The sequence below is a fragment of the Calothrix sp. PCC 7507 genome, from assembly GCF_000316575.1.
Taxonomy (GTDB): Bacteria; Cyanobacteriota; Cyanobacteriia; order Cyanobacteriales; family Nostocaceae; genus Fortiea.
Genome location: NC_019682.1, coordinates 5,396,007 through 5,418,383, shown reverse-complemented (window position 1 = coordinate 5,418,383; position 22,377 = coordinate 5,396,007). Strand labels below are relative to the sequence as shown.

Annotated in this window: 14 protein-coding genes and 1 pseudogene; 10 read left to right on the top strand and 5 right to left on the bottom strand. The window is 44.4% G+C overall.

What is annotated here, in order from left to right:
* Position 1: 1 nt before the first annotated feature.
* Positions 2 to 748, bottom strand: coding sequence for an SDR family oxidoreductase (locus CAL7507_RS23185; RefSeq protein ID WP_015130920.1), 747 nt, complete (start codon positions 746 to 748; stop codon positions 2 to 4).
* Positions 749 to 833: 85 nt separating this feature from the next.
* Here CAL7507_RS23185 and CAL7507_RS23180 point away from each other — a divergent pair, with 85 nt between their 5' ends.
* Positions 834 to 1,751 (top strand): LysR family transcriptional regulator, encoded by a 918-nt coding sequence (locus CAL7507_RS23180; protein ID WP_015130919.1) that lies wholly within the window; start codon positions 834 to 836, stop codon positions 1,749 to 1,751.
* On the opposite strand, the gene CAL7507_RS23175 is transcribed toward CAL7507_RS23180, so the two are convergent.
* Positions 1,748 to 2,518 carry a pentapeptide repeat-containing protein gene (locus CAL7507_RS23175; RefSeq protein WP_015130918.1) on the bottom strand — a complete coding sequence of 257 codons (771 nt, stop codon included), beginning with the start codon at positions 2,516 to 2,518 and terminating at the stop codon, positions 1,748 to 1,750. The two genes, CAL7507_RS23180 and CAL7507_RS23175, sit on opposite strands and share 4 nt — an antisense overlap.
* Before the next feature lie 850 nt (positions 2,519 to 3,368).
* Here CAL7507_RS23175 and CAL7507_RS23170 point away from each other — a divergent pair.
* The 6 genes from CAL7507_RS23170 (at position 3,369) to CAL7507_RS23140 (ending at position 16,427) form a co-directional block, all read left to right on the top strand.
* Complete coding sequence (locus CAL7507_RS23170; RefSeq protein WP_015130917.1) at positions 3,369 to 5,138, top strand: ShlB/FhaC/HecB family hemolysin secretion/activation protein; 1,770 nt, start codon at positions 3,369 to 3,371, stop codon at positions 5,136 to 5,138.
* A 275-nt stretch (positions 5,139 to 5,413) separates the two neighbouring features.
* A complete protein-coding gene (locus CAL7507_RS23160; RefSeq protein ID WP_015130915.1) occupies positions 5,414 to 6,019 on the top strand; it encodes a hypothetical protein in 606 nt (201 codons plus the stop codon).
* A 188-nt stretch (positions 6,020 to 6,207) separates the two neighbouring features.
* A complete protein-coding gene (locus CAL7507_RS23155) occupies positions 6,208 to 8,730 on the top strand; it encodes an S-layer family protein (RefSeq protein ID WP_015130914.1) in 2,523 nt (840 codons plus the stop codon).
* A 65-nt stretch (positions 8,731 to 8,795) separates the two neighbouring features.
* Entirely contained in the window at positions 8,796 to 11,318 is a 2,523-nt protein-coding gene (locus tag CAL7507_RS23150; RefSeq protein WP_015130913.1) for an S-layer family protein, read from the top strand.
* A gap of 63 nt (positions 11,319 to 11,381) precedes the next feature.
* Complete coding sequence (locus tag CAL7507_RS23145) at positions 11,382 to 13,862, top strand: S-layer family protein (protein ID WP_015130912.1); 2,481 nt, start codon at positions 11,382 to 11,384, stop codon at positions 13,860 to 13,862.
* Positions 13,863 to 13,928: 66 nt separating this feature from the next.
* Positions 13,929 to 16,427, top strand: a complete 2,499-nt coding sequence (locus CAL7507_RS23140; protein WP_015130911.1) for an S-layer family protein — start codon at positions 13,929 to 13,931, stop codon at positions 16,425 to 16,427.
* A 367-nt stretch (positions 16,428 to 16,794) separates the two neighbouring features.
* Here the strand turns inward: CAL7507_RS23140 and CAL7507_RS31920 are convergent, their stop codons facing one another.
* Together CAL7507_RS31920 and CAL7507_RS23135 are read right to left on the bottom strand one after the other, a co-directional pair.
* Complete coding sequence (locus CAL7507_RS31920; protein ID WP_236556799.1) at positions 16,795 to 16,965, bottom strand: hypothetical protein; 171 nt, start codon at positions 16,963 to 16,965, stop codon at positions 16,795 to 16,797.
* A gap of 201 nt (positions 16,966 to 17,166) precedes the next feature.
* Positions 17,167 to 18,252, bottom strand: a complete 1,086-nt coding sequence (locus tag CAL7507_RS23135; protein WP_015130910.1) for a RuBisCO accumulation factor 1 — start codon at positions 18,250 to 18,252, stop codon at positions 17,167 to 17,169.
* A gap of 469 nt (positions 18,253 to 18,721) precedes the next feature.
* Between CAL7507_RS23135 and CAL7507_RS23130 the strand changes: the two genes are divergently transcribed.
* The 3 genes from CAL7507_RS23130 to CAL7507_RS23120 are packed head-to-tail and all read left to right on the top strand — an operon-like array spanning position 18,722 to position 21,715.
* Complete coding sequence (locus CAL7507_RS23130; protein WP_015130909.1) at positions 18,722 to 19,678, top strand: response regulator; 957 nt, start codon at positions 18,722 to 18,724, stop codon at positions 19,676 to 19,678.
* Positions 19,679 to 19,735: 57 nt separating this feature from the next.
* On the top strand, positions 19,736 to 20,428 hold the full coding sequence (gene ubiE, locus CAL7507_RS23125) for a bifunctional demethylmenaquinone methyltransferase/2-methoxy-6-polyprenyl-1,4-benzoquinol methylase UbiE (protein WP_015130908.1): 693 nt from the start codon (positions 19,736 to 19,738) through the stop codon (positions 20,426 to 20,428).
* Positions 20,429 to 20,479: 51 nt separating this feature from the next.
* On the top strand, positions 20,480 to 21,715 hold the full coding sequence (locus CAL7507_RS23120; RefSeq protein WP_015130907.1) for a DUF445 domain-containing protein: 1,236 nt from the start codon (positions 20,480 to 20,482) through the stop codon (positions 21,713 to 21,715).
* Between the two features lie 63 nt (positions 21,716 to 21,778).
* On the opposite strand, the pseudogene CAL7507_RS23115 reads toward CAL7507_RS23120, so the two are convergent.
* Positions 21,779 to 22,323 (bottom strand): annotated as a pseudogene (locus CAL7507_RS23115) (Uma2 family endonuclease); the annotation flags it as partial.
* Positions 22,324 to 22,377 lie beyond the last annotated feature (54 nt).

The following is a 22,377-nucleotide window of genomic DNA, read 5'->3' as shown; positions in this document are numbered from 1 at the left end:
CCTACCACTGTAATTGAATCGGTCCACCAAACTTCCGCATCTCTGCAAAGAACTGTCCCTGCGCTCCTCCATCTGCAAGTGTTGCCAGATAGACAGCGGTTTCGGCACCTTCTTCGGCAGTAAATGGGGCATTTTCGCCCCCCATGTCGGTTTTCATCCAACCTGGAGAATAGGCATTAATGAGAATATTATCACCTTGGAGTTCTTTAGCAAGCAGGACAGTTAGCCCATTTACACCTATTTTGGAGAGTCGATAGGAGGGTGCTAAAGGATAGTAGTCACTCTTAATTGAGGTGAGAGAAGCCATTTCAGTGGAAATATTGACGATGCGTCCGTAGTTTTGCACCTTCATCAACGGGATTAAAGCTTGAGAAATTCTCAATACTGCTAGCACATTCGTTTCCCAGGTGGAGCGCATTGTTTCTAATTGCACAGTCAATAAGCTGGATTCCTCTGGCTTGGGTGTGGGATTGACACCCGCATTGTTCACCAAAATATCTACTTTGCCATAGGTTTCACGCAGCCATTCGGTAAACTGTTGCACACTCACATCATTAGTAACATCAAGCCTGTGATAGTCCACAGCTAGCCCTTCACTGGATAATTTCTCCTTGGCTGCAAGACCATCTGTTTGATTACGACTCGTGAGAATTACATGGATACTAATTTGGGCTAATTTACGAGAAATAGCATATCCTAGGCCGCGATTACTGCCTGTAACCACAGCTATCTGTTTCTGAGTCGTCATTTTTATAACTGGGAAACTGCTTTTAGGTTTACTTTACTGAGATGCTGTAAATTAATCAAATTGATTGAAATAATATATTGAATCGATGGGCTTAATAGATTTGTCTGCCATTGATCTAAACTTGCTTGTAGCTTTTGAAGTGCTTTTTGAAGAACGGAGTGTCACCGCCGCCGCTCAACGGTTGTATTTAGGACAACCAGCGATGAGCGCATCGTTGGGACGTTTACGTACACTATTTGAGGATGAATTATTTATTCGGATTGGTAGAGAAATGCAGCCGACAGCAAAAGCGCTAGAAATTGCTCCTAGCATTTCAGCTGCTTTAAAACAGATTCGTCAAATGCTAGAATCTAGCCAAACCTTTGACCCAGCTACTGCTAAAAATACCTTCACTATTGGCAGTTCAGATTACACCAGCTATGTGATTATGCCCAAACTTCTGGAAGTTTGTCGTCAGATAGCACCAGGGATTAATTTTCGATTAATTGGTTTTGATAAAAGCTTTGTGGGAGAACTTTTAGAACAACGAGAGATTGATTTAGCCCTTGGTCTTTTCCAAGATCCGCCTAGACAAACAATGCAAATGCCATTATTTGCCGAAAACTTTGTAGGTGTCTGTCGTCGTGGACATCCGGTTATTAATCAAGACGCAATTACACCGGAAACTTTTGCTAATCTTCCCCATGCTCTTTTCACTCTCCGTCGGGATGATGTGGGTGAAATTGATCAGGTGCTGACTCAATATAATCTCCAGCGGCGAGTAATTTTGACAACTCCCCATATATTAATATTGCCAGCAATCATTGCATCAAGTGACTTAGTTGCTGCCATTCCATCACGACTGGTGAAGCAATTTGCATGTCAAGACACATTAGACATTTTTGAACTTCCTGTAAAAACTGAGCCGTGGATGATTTCTCTGCTATGGAGCAGACTAACAGATCAGGATCAATCAAGTATTTGGTTAAGGCAGATGCTTAAAAGTATTTGTGAGGAAATTTAAAAGGGGAAGAATTGCAGGAAAAGTGAGCCAAGACTGCCGACAAAATCGAAAAAGCTGGGTTTCCCCACGCTGACTTTACCATCTTGGGGGGTTTGTAGTTCTTTAATAAAAGCTTGGGCTGTGAGCATTCCCGGGTTGTCGTTTTGGGATGTAAACATTTTTTCGGCGATTTGGGCATCTTGGAATGCACCTTGTTGGTCTAAGATTTGATAGCGGGCGACACCACGAGCTAGATAAGCGCCTGCATAGTCTGCTTTAATAGCGATCGCTTGATTGAAATAAGCGATCGCTTGTTGTTGGTTGCCTTTTTGTGCTTCTGCTACGCCCCAAGTATAAAATTCTTCGGGTGTGGCAATTTGTGTTGGTATGCCAATCGCGCCTTGGAGGTTAGTACTGTTGAGGTTTACCCCATTCAATTCTGCATTCACTAAATAGGTATTTCTCAAATCGGCCCCTGCTAAATTTGCTCCGCTGAGTTTAGCGCCACTCAGGTTCACGCCAAATAAACCAGCACCACTGAAATTTGCGCCTCGCAAGTCCGCACCGCTTAAGTTGGCGCGGCTGAGGTTAGCACCTGCGAGATTCGCCCCACTCAAATTAGCTCCCGATAAGTCAGCCAATACCAAACCTGCACCTGTCAAATCACAGTTTTGACATTCTTTGGTGGCTAATAAATGTCTAATATGTTCAGAATTCGCTGCTTGGACGCTTGTATGCAGGCTAATTGTCGTTAAAAACGCGGCTGTGGCTAGAATTTGGCTTTTCATATTCACTGTTAGAATATCTCTGGCTCAATACCCAGTGTTAGCTGAGATACATTTATACTTGAGCTTATGATATGAGGAATCTCAGCCGATTGCCATCTTTATTCAGGAGTGCTGAGTACTGAGTGCTGAGTGCTGAGTAACCCCATAGATAAATCTAGGGGATTGAAGCAAGGACGCATTATTTCTTGTGCTACGCATCTCGAAATAAATATCTATTTCTTTTTCCATACCGCATGTTGGGGCTTTAGACATGAGTGTGCTGAGTGCGATTATTACACCTCGACTTCGCGGGCGTGTAACCCTGAGCGAAGCCGAAGGGTTACTTTTTTTACTCAGCACTCGTTACTCAGCACTCAGCACTGTTTCGGTAACACAGATTACTCACTCATGTACCTGTTGAGTTGAGTGATAGTGAGTAATCTGTCGTTTTGTAAGTTTAATGTTTCAGTTATGTGGGCTGAAAAAGGCCCATTTATGTCCGTAAATACCCTAAACGTAAATGTTAGGACAGCTGCCAGTAAAAGTTTTTCCCACATCATATTTACTCCCCACACCTGCAAAGCGATGCCTAATGGCAAGACACTTTGTGTTTAAGCAAAACCTCACATGATTTTGAGTATCGTTTATTTTGCGCCAAAGCTAAGTGATAACCGGAGCCGATCACAGTGATCTTGATCTGATAAAAATGTGATTAGAATCACACTGTGACTGATTAAAGAAAAAATCATATAGATAGTGATATTACTGTTTTTTTCTAGAAAAATTTGAGTTAGAAATAGTAGCTGCTACGTACTTACCCATAATTCTCAAGTATCAAAAATTTTATCTGTAATTTATTTAATTACAAATAATGATTAGAAAAACCTTGGTGAGAAATCAACTAGAGGTGGGCAGATTGAGGATTTTTGGTAATTTTCTGACACTCAGCTTGGCGATCGCAGCAGTATTGTGCAAATATCAGGATGCGATCGCCCAAACTCCCAACCCTCAAACATTACCCCCAGGTCGGTTAGAAGATGTTCCTAACACTCCCTTACCGTCCAATGTACTGCCCAAACCACCAGACAAAGATCAATTTCTGCCATCCCCAGAACTGCCAAATCAGCCGATTTTGGAGCAGGATGATCCTAATGCTAAATTTATGGTGGATCGTGTTGAGGTTGTTGGCAGCACAGTTTTCAGAGCAGAACAGCTTGCATCTGTGACAAATCCCTTTCTGGGAAAGGAACTGACGTTTGCAGAGTTGTTGCAAATCAAAGATGCAATTACGAAGCTTTACACCGATCGCGGTTATGTCACCACAGGAGCATTAATTTCTCCACAGACAGTGGAAGCTGGGGTAATCAAAATTCAAGTGATCGAGGGTAGCCTACAAGAAATTAAGATCACTGGTAATCGGCGATTGCGTAGTCAATACATTCGCTCACGCATTCAACTCGGTGCTGACAAGCCCCTGAATGTACCGCGCTTAATTGAAAAGCTGCAACTACTCCGTCTCGATCCGCGGATTCAAAACCTCTCAGCTGAGTTACAAATGGGTGTAACTCCGGGAAGCAACATACTGCTAGTTGAGGTGCAAGAAGCAAATACCTTCTCGCTCACAACCAGCCTAGATAATGGGCGATCGCCTAGTGTTGGCAGTTTTCGTAGGGGAGTTGATATTCAAGAAGCCAACTTACTCGGCTTGGGTGATACCCTGAGTGTAGGATACGCCAACACCGATGGCAGTAATACCATCAATGCCAACTACGCGCTGCCGATTAATGCCCACAATGGTACTTTATCCTTTGGTTTTAGCCAAGGGTGGAACCATGTGATTGAAGAACCATTCAGCGTCCTGGATATTCAATCAAATACCCGGTCTTATGAATTAGGCTATCGGCAACCACTGGTACAAAAAGCAACCCAAGAGTTAGCAATTGGACTATCATTCTCGCGCCAAGAAAGCCAAACTGAGTTGGGTATTGATAACATTGGGCCATTTCCCCTATCACCAGGTGCAGATACCAATGGCAAGACCAATATTTCTGCTCTGCGCTTTTTTCAAGAATATACTCAACGCAGCAATCAGCACGTGTTTGCAGTGCGATCGCAATTGAGCTTTGGGGTAGATTGGTTTGATGCCAATGTCAGTGAAAACGAACCAGATAGCCGCTTTTTCGCTTGGCGAGGACAGGCGCAGTGGGTGCGGCAATTAGCACCAGACACTCTGTTTTTAACTAGAGGCGATTTCCAATTATCAGCAGATTCCTTGGTGCCTTTGGAGCAATTTGGTCTGGGAGGACAGCTAAGTGTACGGGGCTATCGCCAAGATGTATTACTTACAGATAATGGGCTATTACTATCAGTAGAATTGCGAGTACCGATTGTCCGCGCTGCCAAGATTGGCGGGGTGCTGCAACTGACACCTTTTATTGATGTTGGCAAAGGCTGGAATGTCAAAGGCGAAAATCCATCACCGAGTACGCTGCTGAGTACTGGGTTGGGACTGTTGTGGAAACAGGGCGATAAATTCTCAGCCCGACTAGATTGGGGCATTCCTCTGATCTCCGTAGACGGTGAAAAGAGTAGTCTCCAAGAAAACGGGCTGTACTTTTCAATACGCTATTCGCCGTTTTGATTCACAGGCTATGTCAAATGTAAAAACCATTCTTGAAACATTTAGCTCCCTGGGTAGAAGACACACCTTCGATTTAAAAGACGGGTCTCATTACGAAGGCTACATATTAGAGGTAGGAGATATTCATCTAGTTTTTGGCGGAGGTGGCCCTATGGGTTCCGGTGAAGACTTAATGATCCCAATTGATTCAGTTGACCTCAACACGCTTTCATTTTGGCATGAAGACCAAAAATGCTATATTCAATTCTCAATCTCCTAAACCAAGTGATAGCTCTATGTCATATAGCGAATTTAGTCTAGCTAAAGCCAAACAAGCTTTTGGCTTAACTACGTTAGAAAAACGTGATATTTTCGCTGCGGTTGACGAATTAGCTGCCAGTAATTTGCTCACAGAAACACTCAATTATAACCTAGAGATTGCCTTGGGAAGTAATAGTGAAAAAGCCCGTTCTGAATTAATTATTGCCCCAATCCTAGTTGATTTACGCCGACAATTAAACGAGCGTATTAGTTTATTTTCTGGAGTAGATTTTACTGTTGACGAAACCAAAGGATTAAATGGTATTTGTGATTTTATTATTACCCAATCACCAGAAATTTTGATTGTGACAGCACCAGTAATTACGGTTGTAGAAGCGAAAAAAGAGAATATTAATGCGGGTTTGGGTCAATGTGCCGCAGAAATGGTCGCCGCCCAAATTTTTAATCAGCAAGCAGCAATTGAAATTAAAACAATTTACGGTGCAGTCACAACAGGTAGTATTTGGCAATTCCTAAAACTAGAAGAACAAATATTAACGATTGATTTGAGTGAATATTATCTCAAGGATGTGAATAAAATTCTCGGTATTTTAGCTAGTGGCATTTTTATAGAAACATAAACAACTGATACCGTAAAATCCTAACCAGGAAGTGAGGAGTTTTGTAGAGCCTTTTTTATCTACACTCCAACAAACTCCCGATAATATGCTGATAGCTACTAATTATTTGGATTCCAGACAATGGATGTTAACTAGACTACTATTTTGGGAACCTTAAGACCAGAAAGTCAAGAGGGAGTATTTCTGGTATGAGAGCGATTCGCAAAGCGACTTTTCTATTTATATTTACAACTGGGTTATTCACTCTAGGAATAATGCCATCGGTGATACTTCTGTGGAGTGGCTGCGCCAACGCTCAGGTGACATCTGATGGTACTACCAACACCATTGTCAACCAAAGTGGGAATAATTTTAATATTATTAACGGGATTGATAAAGGTAATAATTTATTTCATAGTTTCAGTAATTTCTCTGTATCCAAGGGCGGTTCTGCTAACTTTGACTTAATCAACACACCAAATATTACAACTATATTTAGTCGGGTTACGGGTGGAAATGTTTCTGATATAAACGGATTAATTCAAACTCTCAACAGTAATCATCCTGTGAGTTTGTTTTTAATGAATCCTGCGGGAATTGTGTTTCGGGAAAATGCTCAATTGAATATTGGCGGATCGTTTATCAGCACAACTGGCAACAGCATCAAATTTGCCGATGGCGTTGAGTTTAGCGCCATTAATTCGCAAGCTACCCCGTTGTTGAGTATCAATGTTCCCATTGGTTTGCAAATGGGCAGCAATTCTGCACCGATTACAGTTCAAGGCACAGGACACTCCTTGAGCAATCCCAGTGGACTGCTTGTGAGTCCCGTGACTCGAACTCCCAGCTCTACAAAACTCCAGGTACAACCGGGAAACACCATAGCTTTGGTGGGTGGGGGCTTACATCTAAATGGGGCAACCCTGATCGCCGAAGGAGGGCGAGTTGAATTGGGTAGTGTGAGTGGTGCAGGATTGGTTAGTTTGATGCCAACCGCACAGGGCTATACATTGGGATATGAAGATGGGCAAAAGTTTGGTGATATTCAGCTAGCAGAGCGATCGCTATTAGATATCAGTGGGGTGAATGCAGGTTCGGCTCAAATTCAGGGTAGGCAAATTCAATTCACCGATGGCTCTCTGGTAGTGGCGCAAAATTTCGGCAATCTCCCCGGCGGTGACATTCGCCTTCAGGCGACGGAGGGCATTGATCTAATTGGCACAACAGCTGATGGCGCAATTTTCAGCGGGGTGCGTAGTGAAGCTCTGGGTATCGGAGCTAGCGGGAACATCAGCGTCATTACTCCCAGGCTGACCCTCAAGCAGGGAGCGGCGTTGAATAACGCAACTTTCGGGGCAGCAGCTAGTGGCAATATCGATATCGATGCAACTGCGATCGATCTGTCTGGCTTTTCAGCCATTAATCCTACTAACCTTACCACCATTAATACTACCACGTCAGGCACTGGGAATGCTGGTGATATCTTGATCAATGGTAATAGTCTACTGGTATCAAGCGGTGCCTCACTATCTTCAGTTACCTTTGGCAGTGGCTCTAGTGGTAAAGTGACGATTCGCAACACCAATACCACGGTGATCGGAGAAAACCCCTTTGGACTTTACAGCAATATTCTCTCAATTACATTTGCAACCGGAAGTGCAAAAATCTTGACACTAAATACTGCCAAATTACAAATTCTAGACGGGGGAGCAGTTGGCACTTCCGCATTTTCTGTAGGTAATGGGGGAGATTTGAGCATCAACGCCACCGAATCGATCGCAATCAGTGGTCAAGGTCAGGCAAATAATAGCAGCATTAACGCCTCCACAATCCAACTTGATCCGTTATTTCGGCAGCAAATCGGTTTGCCAGATATACTAACAGCGAATGCTGGCACTGTCAGCATTACCACGCCGAACCTGACGGTGACAGATGGCGGAACAGTCGGTGTCACCAATCAAGGTAGTGGAAATGGTGGCAGTCTCAACATCACAGCCAATACGATCCGATTAGATCGGATTGGAAGCATTCAGGCAAAAACAGAATCAGGTAATGGAGGTAATATCAACTTACAAGTTGGGAACTTATTGCTGCTGCGTCACCATAGCGCGATCGCCGCAACAGCAGGCGGTAATGGTGATGGAGGTAATATAAACATTAATGCACCGATCATCACCGGATTAGAAAACAGTGACATTATTGCTAATGCAGTCCAAGGTAAAGGCGGTAGGATTGACATTAGCACCCAAGGCATCTTCGGACTCAAATACAGCGCTCGACTCACACCTAATAGTGACATCACTGCTAGTTCCGAATTTGGGATTAACGGTATGGTTGATATTAACAATTTTGGAGTTGACCCCAGTTCTGGTTTAGTCGAATTGCCCGTAAACTTAACAGACTCATCGCAGCAAATTGCTACAGGTTGTTCTAATAATACTGGCAGTACTTTTGTGGACACGGGAAGGGGTGGAATACCGCAAAATCCCACCCAGCAAATTGGGAGCGATGTCTACGACGGGCTACACCTACGCACTTGGTCTGATATTCGTGATATCTCTGCATTCCAGAAAACGGACAATGTGACTGCTCAAACGCCTACCTCACCAGAGGTTATTATCCAAGCTACTTCTTGGCATCGTAATGCCCAAGGCAAAATCGAGTTAGTTGCAGATAAATCTCCGACTCAGGTGCAACAGCCATTAACCTGTGCTGCTGTTGCCAAAAGTTAATGATGTTATCAACAACGCCATTTAGGGAACTCTAACTTGAAATCAGCTTAAGGAAGTTTGTGGTGATGAGAGCGATGTCTAACGACAAGCTGCCAAGCATCTTTATATTCACAACTCGGTTATTAACTCTAGGGATAATGTCATCGGCGATCCTCCTTTGGAGTCCCTGCGCCAAGGCTCAGGTGACATCCGATGGGACAACCAACACCATCGTCAACTCAAATGGTAATAATTTCACAATTCTTAATGGAATTGAGAAAGGTAAGAATTTATTTCACAGCTTCAGTAATTTCTCTGTGCCTAATGGCAGTTCAGCAACTTTTGATTTAACTAACACACCAAATATTACAACTATATTTAGTCGGGTTACAGGTGGAAATGTTTCCAATATTGATGGGTTAATTAGCACGCTTAATGGTAGTAATCCAGTGAGTTTGTTCTTGATGAATCCTGCGGGGATTGTGTTTGGGGAAAATGCCGCGTTGAATATTGGCGGGTCGTTTGTGGGAACAACGGCGAATAGTATTAAGTTTGCCGATGGGACGGAATTTAGTACCAATAATCCCAGTGCTACACCGTTGTTGACCATGAGTGTCCCCATCGGCTTGCAGATGGGTCAAGCACCCGGAAAAATTACAGTTCGTAATACTGGGCACCGATTGGGTCCTAGTCGATTTTCTGCCCCAAACCGGAGCAAAAATCCCCTTGGATTAGGTATTTCCTCTAACAATACCCTGGCATTGATCGGGGGAGAGATCGGCTTAGATGGCGGTGTATTAACAGCCCCTTCCGGACACATTGAACTCGGCAGTGTCAGAACTGGCACCGTTAATCTCAACACCATCTTAAGAGCGTGGAGCTTTGACTATAACAATGTCCAGCAGTTCGAGGATATCCGGTTTTCGCATCAAGCCCTTGCCGATAGCAGTGGGGCACCTGCTGGTTCGATTCACATTCAAGGGCAGAACATTAGCTTCAATGAGGGTTCCGTGGCTCTGTTAGTCCATCAGGGAAATCAAAATTCCGGCGATATCGTCGTTAATGCCAGTGAGTCATTGGATCTACGGGGAGTCGGCAGCTATGGATTTTTCAACAGCTTTTTGCAAACCAATACCATAGGCAATGGCGCTGGAGGCGATCTGGTGGTTTCTGCATCACGGTTATTGTTAGAAGATGGAGCCAGAATTATTACTCAAGCCTTTGGTGCCGGAGTAGGGGGAAATGTCTCTGTAGAGGTTGCTGATTCGATTCAATTTCGAGGATATTCATCGGTTGATCCAGGACTTAACAGTTCAATCGCCTCAATAACCAGTGGTTCTGGAAGTGGAGGTGATATCCAAGTCAAAACGGGACGATTGAGGGTTCAAGATGGTGCTACATTACTGACTGCCAGTATCGGAGTTGGCACTGCCGGCAATAGCACGATTAATGCTTCTGAACTGATCGAGGTGATTGGAGAAAGCCCGTTTGTTCCAAGTTCATTGCTGGCGACAACGTTAAACCGTGGAAACGCAGGTCAATTGACCATCAATACTCCCAATCTGAGCGTGCAGGATGGAGGTTCTGTCTCGACCACGACATTAGGGGTGGGTAATGCAGGTTCTTTGTATATTAATGTACCCAATGAGATTACGGTGAGTGGCAAGGGCGCAATCTCTGGAACATCTAGCCGCATTGGTGCCAGAGCTGAAATACTTTCGCCAGCTTTTCAGAAGTTATTTAACTTACCGGCTTTGCCGACTGGCAAATCGGGCAACCTGATCGTCAACACCTCCCGTTTGCAAATCACAGATGGCGCTATTATTGGAGTTGACCATCAGGGAGTGGGTAAGGCTGGAGACCTCCGCCTGCATGGGGATACCATTTTCCTCGATCGCGCTGGTAGCATCACGGCGGCTACTAAATCCGGTGAGGGTGGCAGTATTAATCTGCAAGCTAATACCTTAGTTATGCGTCATGGTAGCAACGTGACTGCAACCGCAGGTGGCACGGGTAACGGTGGCAACATTTTCATCAATTCACCCATTATTCTGGGCTTAGAAAACAGTGACATTGTTGCTAATGCCGTCAAAGGTCAGGGTGGTAATATTAACATTACAACTCAGGGTATTTTCGGTTTAGAATATCGTCCTCAGCTGACTGCCGAAAATGACATCACCGCTAGTTCTCAATTTGGAATTAACGGTACAGTCGAAGTCAATACCATTGGTATCGATCCCAATTCTGGCTTAGTGGAATTACCAGTAAATGTCACCGATCCATCGCAGCAAATAGCCAGTGGCTGTTCTGCAAATCAAGGCAGTCGCTTTGTCGCCACAGGACGGGGTGGAATACCGCAAAATCCCACCCAGGAAGTGAGGAGCGATGTCTACGACGGGCTACGCCTACGCACCTGGTCAGATATCCGCGATCTCTCTGCATATCGCCAAACTGGCGAACTGAGGGTACAAATACTCCCAAACCCGGAAGTTCTTGTCCAAGCTACTTCCTGGCATCGCAATGCACAGGGCAAAGTTGAATTAATTGCAGCTCCATCTCCTACATATGTGCAACAAGCATTAACCTGTGCATCTGTTAAGAGGAATTAATGGTATTCAGCGCCGTGTTATTTTGGGAACCCTAAATAATAAGGTATAAATGGAACCTGGGTGATGAAAGCAATTTATGTTTACGTGGGTTTGCTTCATGGAATCTTGATAGGTGGAATGCTCCTACCCGCGATCGCTCAAGTAACGTCTGATGGTACTACCAACACCATTGTTAACCAAAGCGGTAATAATTTTAATATTCTTAACGGTACTGCCAGAGGTAATAATTTATTTCATAGCTTCAGTAATTTATCTGTGCCTAGTGGCGGTTCAGCCACCTTTGATTTAACTAACACACCAAATATTACAACCATATTTAGCCGGGTTACAGGTGGAAATGTTTCCAATATTGATGGGTTAATTAGCACGCTTAATAGTAGTAGCCCGGTGAGTTTGTTTTTAATGAATCCTGTGGGAATTGTGTTTGGGGCAAATGCTCGGTTGGATATTGGTGGTTCCTTTGTGGGGACGACAGCGAGTAGTATTAAATTCAGTGATGGGACGGAATTTAGTGCAGTAAATCCGTCAGGTTCGCCGTTGTTGACGATGAGTGTGCCCATCGGCCTGCAAATGGGACAAACGCCTGGAATGATTACTGTCCAGAATACAGGACACCGCTTGATTGAGGGGAATGCCCCGCTGGTGATGGGAACAACCCCCAGCGGCTTGCAGGTTGCTCCAGGCCAAACCCTAGCACTCGTAGGAGGAGACATTGCTTTAGATGGTGGCATTTTGAGTGCCCCTTCAGGTCACCTAGAACTCGGTAGCGCCACCGGAACGGTTAATCTCAGCACAGCAGTTCCTGGCTGGAATTTTGACTACGGCACTCAATCTCAGTCCGGCGATATCCGGTTTTCGCGTCAAGCCCTTGCCAACGCCAGTGGTGCTACTGGGGGTTCGATTCACCTCCAAGGCAGAAATATTAGTGTGAATGATGGTTCTGTGGTGTTGTTAACCAACCAGGGAAATCAAGGTTCCGGGGATATTACAGTCAATGCCAGCGAGTCCTTATCCATGCGAGGGGTTGGCATTTATGGATTTACCCAAAACCTATTGCTTACGGATACTATCACAGGTGTTGGTGGCAATCTGGCGATCGCTGCACCACGAATACTGATCGAAAATGGAGGAAAAATTAATACCCACACCTTTGGATCTGGAATGGCGGGAAATCTCTCAGTAGCAGCAGATTCAATTCAAATCTCTGGGTTTTCAGCCCTGAAACCTACGACAACCCGCAGCTCGATCGCTTCAGAAACAGCAGGTACGGGAAGGGCAGGTGATGTTCAAGTTACGACGCGCCAATTGAAAATGGAACAAGGTGGTTCGCTCTCAAGCCCCAGTTTCGGCACTGGAGCAACGGGAAATGTGATTGTCAATGCCTCTGAGTCCATTGAATTGACTGGAGAAACTCCCATCACCTTCAGTGCAAGCTTCCTGGGAACTATCAGCTTCAACCGAGGGAATGCAGGGAATGTCACAGTGAATACGCTTAGACTGAGTGTGCAAAATGCCGCAGGTGTCGGAGCTACTACCCTCGGACAGGGCAATGCCGGAACCCTGCAAATCAATGTTTCAGAGCAAATTAACGTCAGTGGCGTGAGTACCGCTTCCGGTAAACCGAGCCAGATTGGTGCCAGTGCGACGGTGCTACCTTTAGCCTTTCAGCAAGCATACGGACTACCGCCTCTGCCCACGGGCAATTCCGGTGACCTGATCGTTAATACTCCCCGTTTGCAGATTACTGATGGAGGACAGGTACGAGTTAATCATCAAGGGGTTGGTAATGCCGGAACCCTTTACATCAACGCAGATACCATTGCCCTCTCACGCTCTGGAGAAATTTCCGCGACAACGAACTCTGGAAGAGGGGGCGGAATTAATCTGCAATCCCATGCTATCGTTTTACGCCACGGTAGCAAGATTATCGCTACCGCTAGAGGTACAGGCGATGGTGGCAACATCACCATCGATTCCCCCATCATTCTGGGCTTAGAAAACAGCGATATTGTTGCCAACGCATTCCAAGGTCGTGGCGGTAACATTAACATAACCACCCAAAGCATCTTGGGACTCAAATACCGCGATCGCCTCACAACAGAAAACGACATCACTGCGAGTTCGGAATTTGGTGTTAATGGTATTGTAGATATTCATAATTTTGGCGTTGACCCCAATTCTGGTTTAGTAGAACTACCAACGAATGTTACAGACTCATCACAACAAATAGCTACAGGTTGTTCTAATACGAATGCTAGTAGCTTTGTGGCAACGGGACGGGGTGGAATACCGCAAAATCCAACGCAGCAAATTGGGAGCGATGTCTACGACGGGCTACGCCTACGCACTTGGTCTGATATCCGCGATATCTCTGCATTCCAGAAAACTACCACAGTTACAACAAAAATCCCTCAATCTTCAGAAGCTCTTATCCAAGCTACTTCTTGGCATCGTAATGCCCAAGGCAAAATCGAATTAATTGCAGATAAATCTCCTACTCAGGCGCAACAACCATTAACCTGTGCTGGGGTTCCTAAAAGTTAATCATGTTATTAACCATGCCCTAAATGGGAACTCTAACTTGACATCAGTTAAAGGAAGTTTTTGGTGATGAGAGTCGTACCCTTTGTATTTCTTTTAACAAGCGGGTTATTATCTCCAGGGATGATGCTAATGGCGATACTCCCTTGGAGTGGCTACGCCAACGCCCAGGTGACATCCGATGGTACAACTAACACCATTGTCAACCAAAGCGGTAATAATTTTAATATTCTTAACGGGATTGAAAAAGGTAATAATTTATTTCATAGTTTCAGTAATTTCTCTGTGCCTACCGGTGGTTCAGCGACTTTTGATTTAACCAACACGCCAAATATTACAAATATTTTTAGCCGTGTGACTGGTGGAAATGTTTCCCATATTGATGGTTTAATTCAAGCCAACGGTAGTGCTAATCTATTTTTGCTTAATCCCAAGGGCATCATCTTTGGACAAAATGCCAGCTTAAATATTGGGGGTTCATTTATTGCTACAACCGCCGAAAGTATCAAATTTGCTGATGGCGCTGAGTTTAGGGCGATTAGTTCCCAAGCTCCCCCATTGTTGAGTATTAATGTTCCCATTGGTTTACAACTAGGTAGCAATCCTGGGGCGATCGCACTTCAAGGTACAGGACATACTCTAACACTTATCAATAGTCGGACTCCTATCAATCGCACTCCTAGTCCCACACAACTGCGGGTACAGCCTGGAAAAACCTTGGCGTTGGTGGGTGGTACTCTAAATTTGCATGGGGCAACTTTAACTGCAGAACAAGGACGGATTGAATTGGGTAGTTTGGGTGAGGCAGGGTTAGTTAGCCTCGTGCCAACCACTCAGGGTTATACACTGGGGTATAGCAACGGGCAAAGCTTTGGTGACATTCAATTTGAAAAGAAATCTCTACTAGATGTCAGTGGGGTAAATGCAGGTTCCGTGCAGGTGCAGGGTAAACACATTCAATTTACTGATAGCTCCCTAGTATTAGCACAAAATCTCGGTAATCTTCCTGGTGGCAACATACATCTGCAAGCATCAGCAGGAATCGATGTGACTGGTACACTCAGCGGCATTCGCAGTGAGACCTTAGGCATTGGAACAAGTGGGAACATCAGCGTCATTACTCCCCGATTCAGCGTTCAGCAGGGAGCAGCATTAAACAACATTACTTTTGGAACAGCTACCAGTGGCAATCTTCAGGTTGATGCCTCAGTGCTGGAGATATCTGGCTTTTCGCCCATCAGTTCAACTGGTAGCGTGATTAACACTAGTACCTTCGGTTCTGGAAGTGCAGGTAATGTATTTGTGAATGGCGATAGTTTACTAGTATCCAATGGTGCGGGGCTGTCTTCACTATCCCGTGGTAGCGGTGACAGTGGTCAAGTTGTCATTCGCAACATGGAAACTACCGTCAGGGGAAGCAACTTAGCACCTATGGGTACTAGGATTGCCTCAACTGCTTTCAGTACAGGAAACGCTAAAACCATAACATTGGATACAGCCAGGTTGTATCTGCGAGATGGGGGAGCAATTACCACAAGTTCGTTTTCTGCCGGTCATGGCGGAGATATCAGGATAAATGCCACAGAATCCATCCAAATTATTGGCAGTAAAAACGTAATAACTAATAGCGGCATCCCCAATAGCGCCATCACCTCGTCCGTCCTGAGCCTAAACCCAACATTACAGAAGCAATTTAATGTATTTTATGATACGCCTACAGGCAATGCAGGTACTGTGAGCATCACGACACCAAACCTGACGCTTCAGGATGGTGGGGCTGTGAGCGTTACCAACGATGGTAGTGGCAATGGTGGTAGTATCAACCTCACCGCAGATAGTATTCAATTAAAGAATCAAGCTTTAATCCAGGCAAGGACTACATCTGGTGATGGAGGTAACATCAGCTTACGAGTTGGCAAGTTATTGCAGCTGCGCGACAATAGCCAAATCACTGCTACCGCAGACGGTAATGGTAATGGCGGTAATGTTAACATCAATTCACCCATCATTGTGGGATTAGAAAACAGCGACATTATTGCCAACGCAGTCCAAGGACGTGGTGGTAATATTCAAATCACCACACAAGGAATTATCGGCTTACAATATCGTCCACAACTGACTGCTGAAAACGATATTACTGCTAGTTCGCTATTTGGTGTTAATGGTACGGTGCTAATCAATAATATCGGTATTGACCCTAATTCTGGCTTGATAGAATTGCCTACCAATCTGACAGACTCATCCCAACAAATTGCCACAGGCTGTTCTGCGAATCAAAGTAGTAGTTTTGTCGCCACAGGACGCGGTGGTGTTCCGCAAAATCCAACGCAGGAAGTGGGGAGCGATGTCTACGACGGGCTACGCCTACGCACTTGGTCTGATGCCCGTGACATCTCTGCATATCGCAATACACAGAAAGTACAAGCAGAAATACCCAAATCTCAAGAGATTCTTGTCCAAGCTACTGGTTGGCGACGTAATGCCCAAGGAAAAATCGAGATATTTGCCGATAAATCTCCTGCTCAGATGCAGCAGGCATTAACCTGTGCTGCCGTTACTAAAAGTTAATCATGTTATCAATAATACCGTTCAGGGAAGACTAACTTTAGATCAAGTGAAGAAAGTTTCTATTACTGCTTTCTTTGAGAATCATACCTATTTGATGAAATAAATCGTTCATTAACATTCCGACATTATGTAATCGCCGATTAAATCGTGATTTTTCTAACATACCTGGTATTAAGTTGTGGTCTTTTATAGGAATCCGGTTTGATTATTGAAAAAATTCCGTACACTTTAATCTTAAGTGTAGGGTGGGCAATGCCCACCAAAACCCGGATGTGGTGGGCATTGCCCAACGCCACTCCTCTCAACGCGGGAAACCCGCGCACGAGGGTGGCTCCCCTACGTGTATTTCAGAAATCAAATATGAGTCCTATATATAGCTACAAGCATTGCTATGATTACCATGAAAGAATATTGCCGCAACTAACACCGTTGTAATAATTTCTGCATCACTCATCGCACGACGAATATCGTCTTTATGCCTAATCGCCTTCAACAGGTCATCAGTGATAGCATAAATTGTAATTATTTCGTTTAGCATTACCCCTCCCAATTTTTCCTCTGGAGGGGATTTTATTATTTATGCAACGCCTTTTGAACACCTGCAAGCATAACTAGCAGCTTGGGTTAGTAGACTTTCGCTATTAGCCTTGGAATTCATTCCCAGGCGGGTGAGGAGGCCTAGCGTCAAGCTATTTTTAGCTTAAGTTGACACCCATGCCCACGCTCCATACCCAATGCCCTATTCGTCAATTTGCCAGGAATCCTTTGTTACCTCTTCATCGAGGATTCTCTTAGGACGGACAATGACAACGATTTTTCCTAGGAGAGGAATTTCCGGCTCAGTTTCAAACCACTGAAAATCTAATTCACCGGATTGCTCAACGACAAAATAGCTAGAAGCATCCCATTCTCTTTGGGCGCGATCTACAACTATCACTACTTGTCCTATTCGGGTTTGTGTGATGTTGGGGAGGCGATCGCTAGACGATAAAATTGCCACTGGGTCTTCTGCGCTCAATAGCGTTTGCCAACCTGGTAAGGGTATCCAGGCTTGCTCACCAGTAAATTTCACCAAGCGAAATGGTTCAATTTCGATAACTATAGGTACTGCTTTTAGGTCTTGGGGTGTTAATGGTATCTCTCCAACTACAGGGATAATCCGGGGTAACTCTTCTTCAGAATCCAGACGATAAAAGGGTAGAAGTGGAGCCGGGCGTTTGGGAATAGTGGTGAAATCTGTGAGTAATTGTTCTATTTGTTGCCTAGCAGGTTGCGTGTGGGCAAAGCGTAAACCTTTAGCAATCAAGCGCGATCGCTCTTGTAAATCTGTGTTTTGGCGAGCTAGTTTCCAAGCTTGATAAGCGACAGCATCTCCTGGATGAGCAGAAAAACCTGCTGGTAAGTCGCGGAATCGAGAGAAATCTTTAATAGCCTTGGCTACCTCCCGCGCCTCGTCTGCATCAAGTTTGTGGTGGAATGTCAAGTCAGCAGCCGCAGCGCGTTCTTCTTGAGTGAGCAGGCGCAGTTCATATAAAATATCACTGCCGCGTAGGGCGTAATGCGATCGCGCAGATGCTGATGCTCCAGATTTTTCCAAAGAATTGTAAACTTGAGAGCCAACAACCACCTGATTTTGTTGTAACGGCTCAAATCCAGTAGCTTCAAAAATCTCTTGAGGATTGTAACCAGATTTCAGCAATTGGGCGATCGCTACTCCCCATTCCACCCAGTTACCCTGTTTTTGCCTCAACTTGCGTAGTAACTCTTGTGCAACATCAGAAACAGCGTTATCAGGATTTTGAGCGTTGGGTGGTAGGTCAGTCATAAACAGAATTAGGGATTGGGGATTGGGGATTGGGGATTGGGGATTGGGGATTGGGGATTGGGGATTGGGGATTGGGGATTGGGGATTGGGGATTGGGGATTAGGGATTGGGGATTGGGGATTTTTCCCTTCTCCCCTGGTTCTTCCCACTACCTATTTTTCAGCTATGCTGATGTAAATATTTATCGTTGATTGAAAATATTGCGTCTTTTTACTCACTATTCTAATCTTTAACAGTAGAACAACTTTACCCGATTCCCTATTCTCCATACTTTTCTACGAGACGCTACGCGTAGCTTGCTTCCCCGGAGGGGTACGGCTTTGCTCAGTACAAGTTCCCCATTAATCAAAGCTACGTGTTTCGCTTCACCTATACTACATCCGCAAATTCCCGCAAGGCTTGTCGCTGGTTATCAACTAAGCTTGGTATGGAATATAACAAGATTATCAATATTTAAAAGTCCTATCTTATGGATCATCCCAGTACAGAAATTAATACAGATCGTCGTCGATTAATGACTCTAGTCCGACCAAAAAAACTCAAAATCCTGGTGGTGGATGATGAGCCAGATAATCTGGATTTGCTGTATCGCACCTTTCGCCGGGATTTTCATGTCCTCAAAGCTGATAGCGGATTTAACGCTTTGCAAATGCTGGCCTCGGAAGGGGAAGTAGCGGTGATTATTTCTGATCAGCGAATGCCAGAAATGAAAGGTACTGAATTTCTCAGCAAGACTGTACCTCAGTTTCCTGATACAGTCAGGATTATCCTCACTGGGTTTACTGATATTGAAGACTTGGTAGAAGCAATTAACGCTGGACAAGTTTACAAATATATTACCAAGCCTTGGGACCCTGGAGAACTGAAGGCTGTAGTCCAAAGAGCTGCTGAAACCTACGACTTGCTGAAGCAACGTACAGAAGAATTACGCTGTGCGAATGCTCAAATGGCGCTACTGACAGTTTTGGTAGAGGTGACACAAGCCGCTACGAGTTTAGAGGAAGTTTTAACACCAATTGCTACAGCTTTCAGCGACAGTTTTGGGTCAGATGGTTGTATTTTGCAGCTAATTGAGGGAAACACGCTGGTGGCGACTCAAGGGTCTTATGGTCATGAGGAGACTATAAAAAACTGGCTATCTCAAGATCCTTTAGCCAGTGAGGCGATCGCCACTGGGCAAATGCAGGTATCATTCAATGTACCCAAGGATCAAAAACTAGCTAATGTTGCTCACTACGAAGAGACTGGTGTGCAAGCACATTTAGTGATTCCAATTGCCTACCGCAATCAAGTTATGGGAGTTTTATCGCTACAGTGGAAACAACCCTACACTTTGCGCGAAGATGAACTAAAGCTGATTAATTTATCAGCTCAATTAGTAGCGATCGCTCTCACTAGCAGTCGCCACGAACCAACAAAAATTTAGTCAAGAGTCAAGGGTTTGACTTTGGACTCTTGACTCTTGACTCTTGACTTTTAACCAATGACCCAAGAAATTCGCGCCATTTTCGATCGCATTGCTCCTGTCTATGACCAGTTAAATGATTGGTTAAGCCTAGGACAACACCGAATATGGAAGGAAATGACAATCAAATGGAGTGCTGCTCAACCAGGCGATAATTGCCTAGATTTGTGTTGTGGAAGTGGCGATATCGCTTTGAGTTTAGCAAGGCGTGTGGGAGCAAGCGGACATGTGTATGGAGTAGATTTTTCCTGCAACCTGCTAGAAACTGCTAAAGAACGCTCCCAAAAACAATACCCCCAGCCTAACATCACTTGGGTAGAAGCCGACGTACTCAATCTACCCTTTGATGACAACCAATTTGACGCCGCCACGATGGGCTACGGCTTAAGAAATGTTAAAGATATTCCCCGCAGTCTCAAAGAGCTATATCGTGTTCTGAAACCCGGTGCTAAAGCTGCCATTTTAGATTTTCATCGCCCCAATAGTCCGCAACTACGCACGTTTCAGCAGTGGTATTTGGATAATATTGTTGTCCCAATGGCGACGCACTTGGGTGTCAAGGAAGAATACGCCTACATCAGTCCCAGCTTAGAACGCTTTCCCATTGGCAAAGAGCAAGTAGAGTTAGCCGATCAAGTTGGTTTTGCTCTCGCCACACACTATCCCATTGCGAACGGTATGATGGGAGTGCTGGTAGTCAGTAAACAGTGAATTTGATAACTGATAACTGATAACTGATAACTGATAACTGACAATAATCCTGTGGATTGGTCTCATCTCTGGCTTTATGTATCTCCTCCGATATTAGGCGGAGTCATTGGCTATTTCACAAATGATATAGCCATCAAAATGTTATTTCGTCCCTACCAAGCAATTTATGTTGCTGGACGAAGATTACCATTCACTCCTGGATTGATTCCCCGCAACCAGGAACGTCTGGCACAGAGGATTTCTAATACAATTATGGGGTCGCTATTGACACCCGATGAGTTGCAAAAACTAGCACGTCGCTTGTTGCAACCGGAACGTGTACAAGCAGCAATTCTCTGGTTATTGCAACTAGCGATCGAACAAGTGAAATCCGATGATAAAAATCAAAAAAGTGCCAAAATTGTGGCAGGAATTTTACGTGATTTACTAGGAGAATCTTTGCCACGTCTCCTGAAGGTTTTGGCACGACGCGAGGACTTTTTAGAACCGCAGATCAATCAGATTTTTGACCAAGTCTTGTTAGAATTTCAACTGAGTGAAGAACAATCTACACGACTAGCTGAGTGGTTGTTACAAGTAGTTATACCGCCAGATGTATTGCGGCAAACAATAGTTGACTTTTTGACCGATCGCACAATTCAAATTGTTGATGAAAGTTTTCGAGAGAAAACCAGCGGTACTTATTGGGTAGTGGCTAATCTGTTTGGCCTACGCAATACTCTGACTAGACTGCGGACTTATTGCTTGGATGAAAAAGAGGCTACTAATGACCGTGTGCAAGAATTAATTAAAGATTTGCAAATGCGCGATCGCATCAAAAAACTGCTGCAAAATTTAACATTCCAAAACTTGCCAATGGGGACAGTCCGCCAACTCAGAAAGACTACCAGAGAAAGTGTCCGTCATTACCTGCAAAATAGTGGCAGTGATTTATTACAAGGATTAACAGAATCTGTTGACTGGGAAAATATTGCTCTGTTGCTGCTAAATCGTCTCAGCGCTTCACCTGTTGTTAGTACTTCTCTAGAAGTTGTCAGCCAAGAATTGGCTCTAATTTTGGAGCGCTATCTAGAAAAAGATTTAGAAGCCATTGTCACTCAAGTAATTCCCATTTTGTCGATAGATCAAGTAATCGTTGATCGTGTGAAATCCACTTCGCCTGCTGATTTAGAAGCAGCTATTGAGGGAATTGTCAAGAATGAATTGCAGGCGATCGTCACTTTAGGTGGTGTTTTAGGTTTTATTATAGGGTTATTACAAACAGGATTCTTGTTGTTTAGTCAATAAACGTTTGACATAACAAGGCAAAAGTAAAAAGTTAAAAGGCAAAAGAAAGAAAACTGATAACTGTTAAAAAGCCATTTTGAGCCAACCGAAAACCTGCTCTACAGTTAGCTGTAGTTCAATTCCCTCTAACACTGGCAAAATGTCGCTTCCTTGCAAGAGTTGTGGTTGCTGTCCTGGTAAAAATACTAAAATACTGCGTAGACGCTTTGGCGTAGCCTCTCGTAGAGAAGCGGCTTGCCAAAGGCATCGCCTGGATCAATAAACCAACCTAATTGACACCTATATTGTAAACAGTAGAGGATGTTACCAATTACTTTATTGGGTTTTTGTTCAGGCGAAAGAATCTCGATTATCCAATCTGGATGCAATCTAAAGTCCTCAGGAACTTCCCCATCTGCATCAAACGGGATACGATGCCAAGAAAACACAGCTATATCAGGCACAATTGACCTAATACCAAAAGTACACCTTAGTTCTGGGAAAGCGTAACCAATCTTTTCATCCTCAGCCACCTGGTTAATAGCCACACCAAGTCTACTTTGTAATCGGCTATGTTTCCCCTTCGGCATTGGCTTTTGAGTAATCTCACCGTCAATATATTCTGAGCTAGTAGTCTGTCAGGGTTGAAATGAGGGACTGTAGTGTGAGCGTCTCGCTCACGC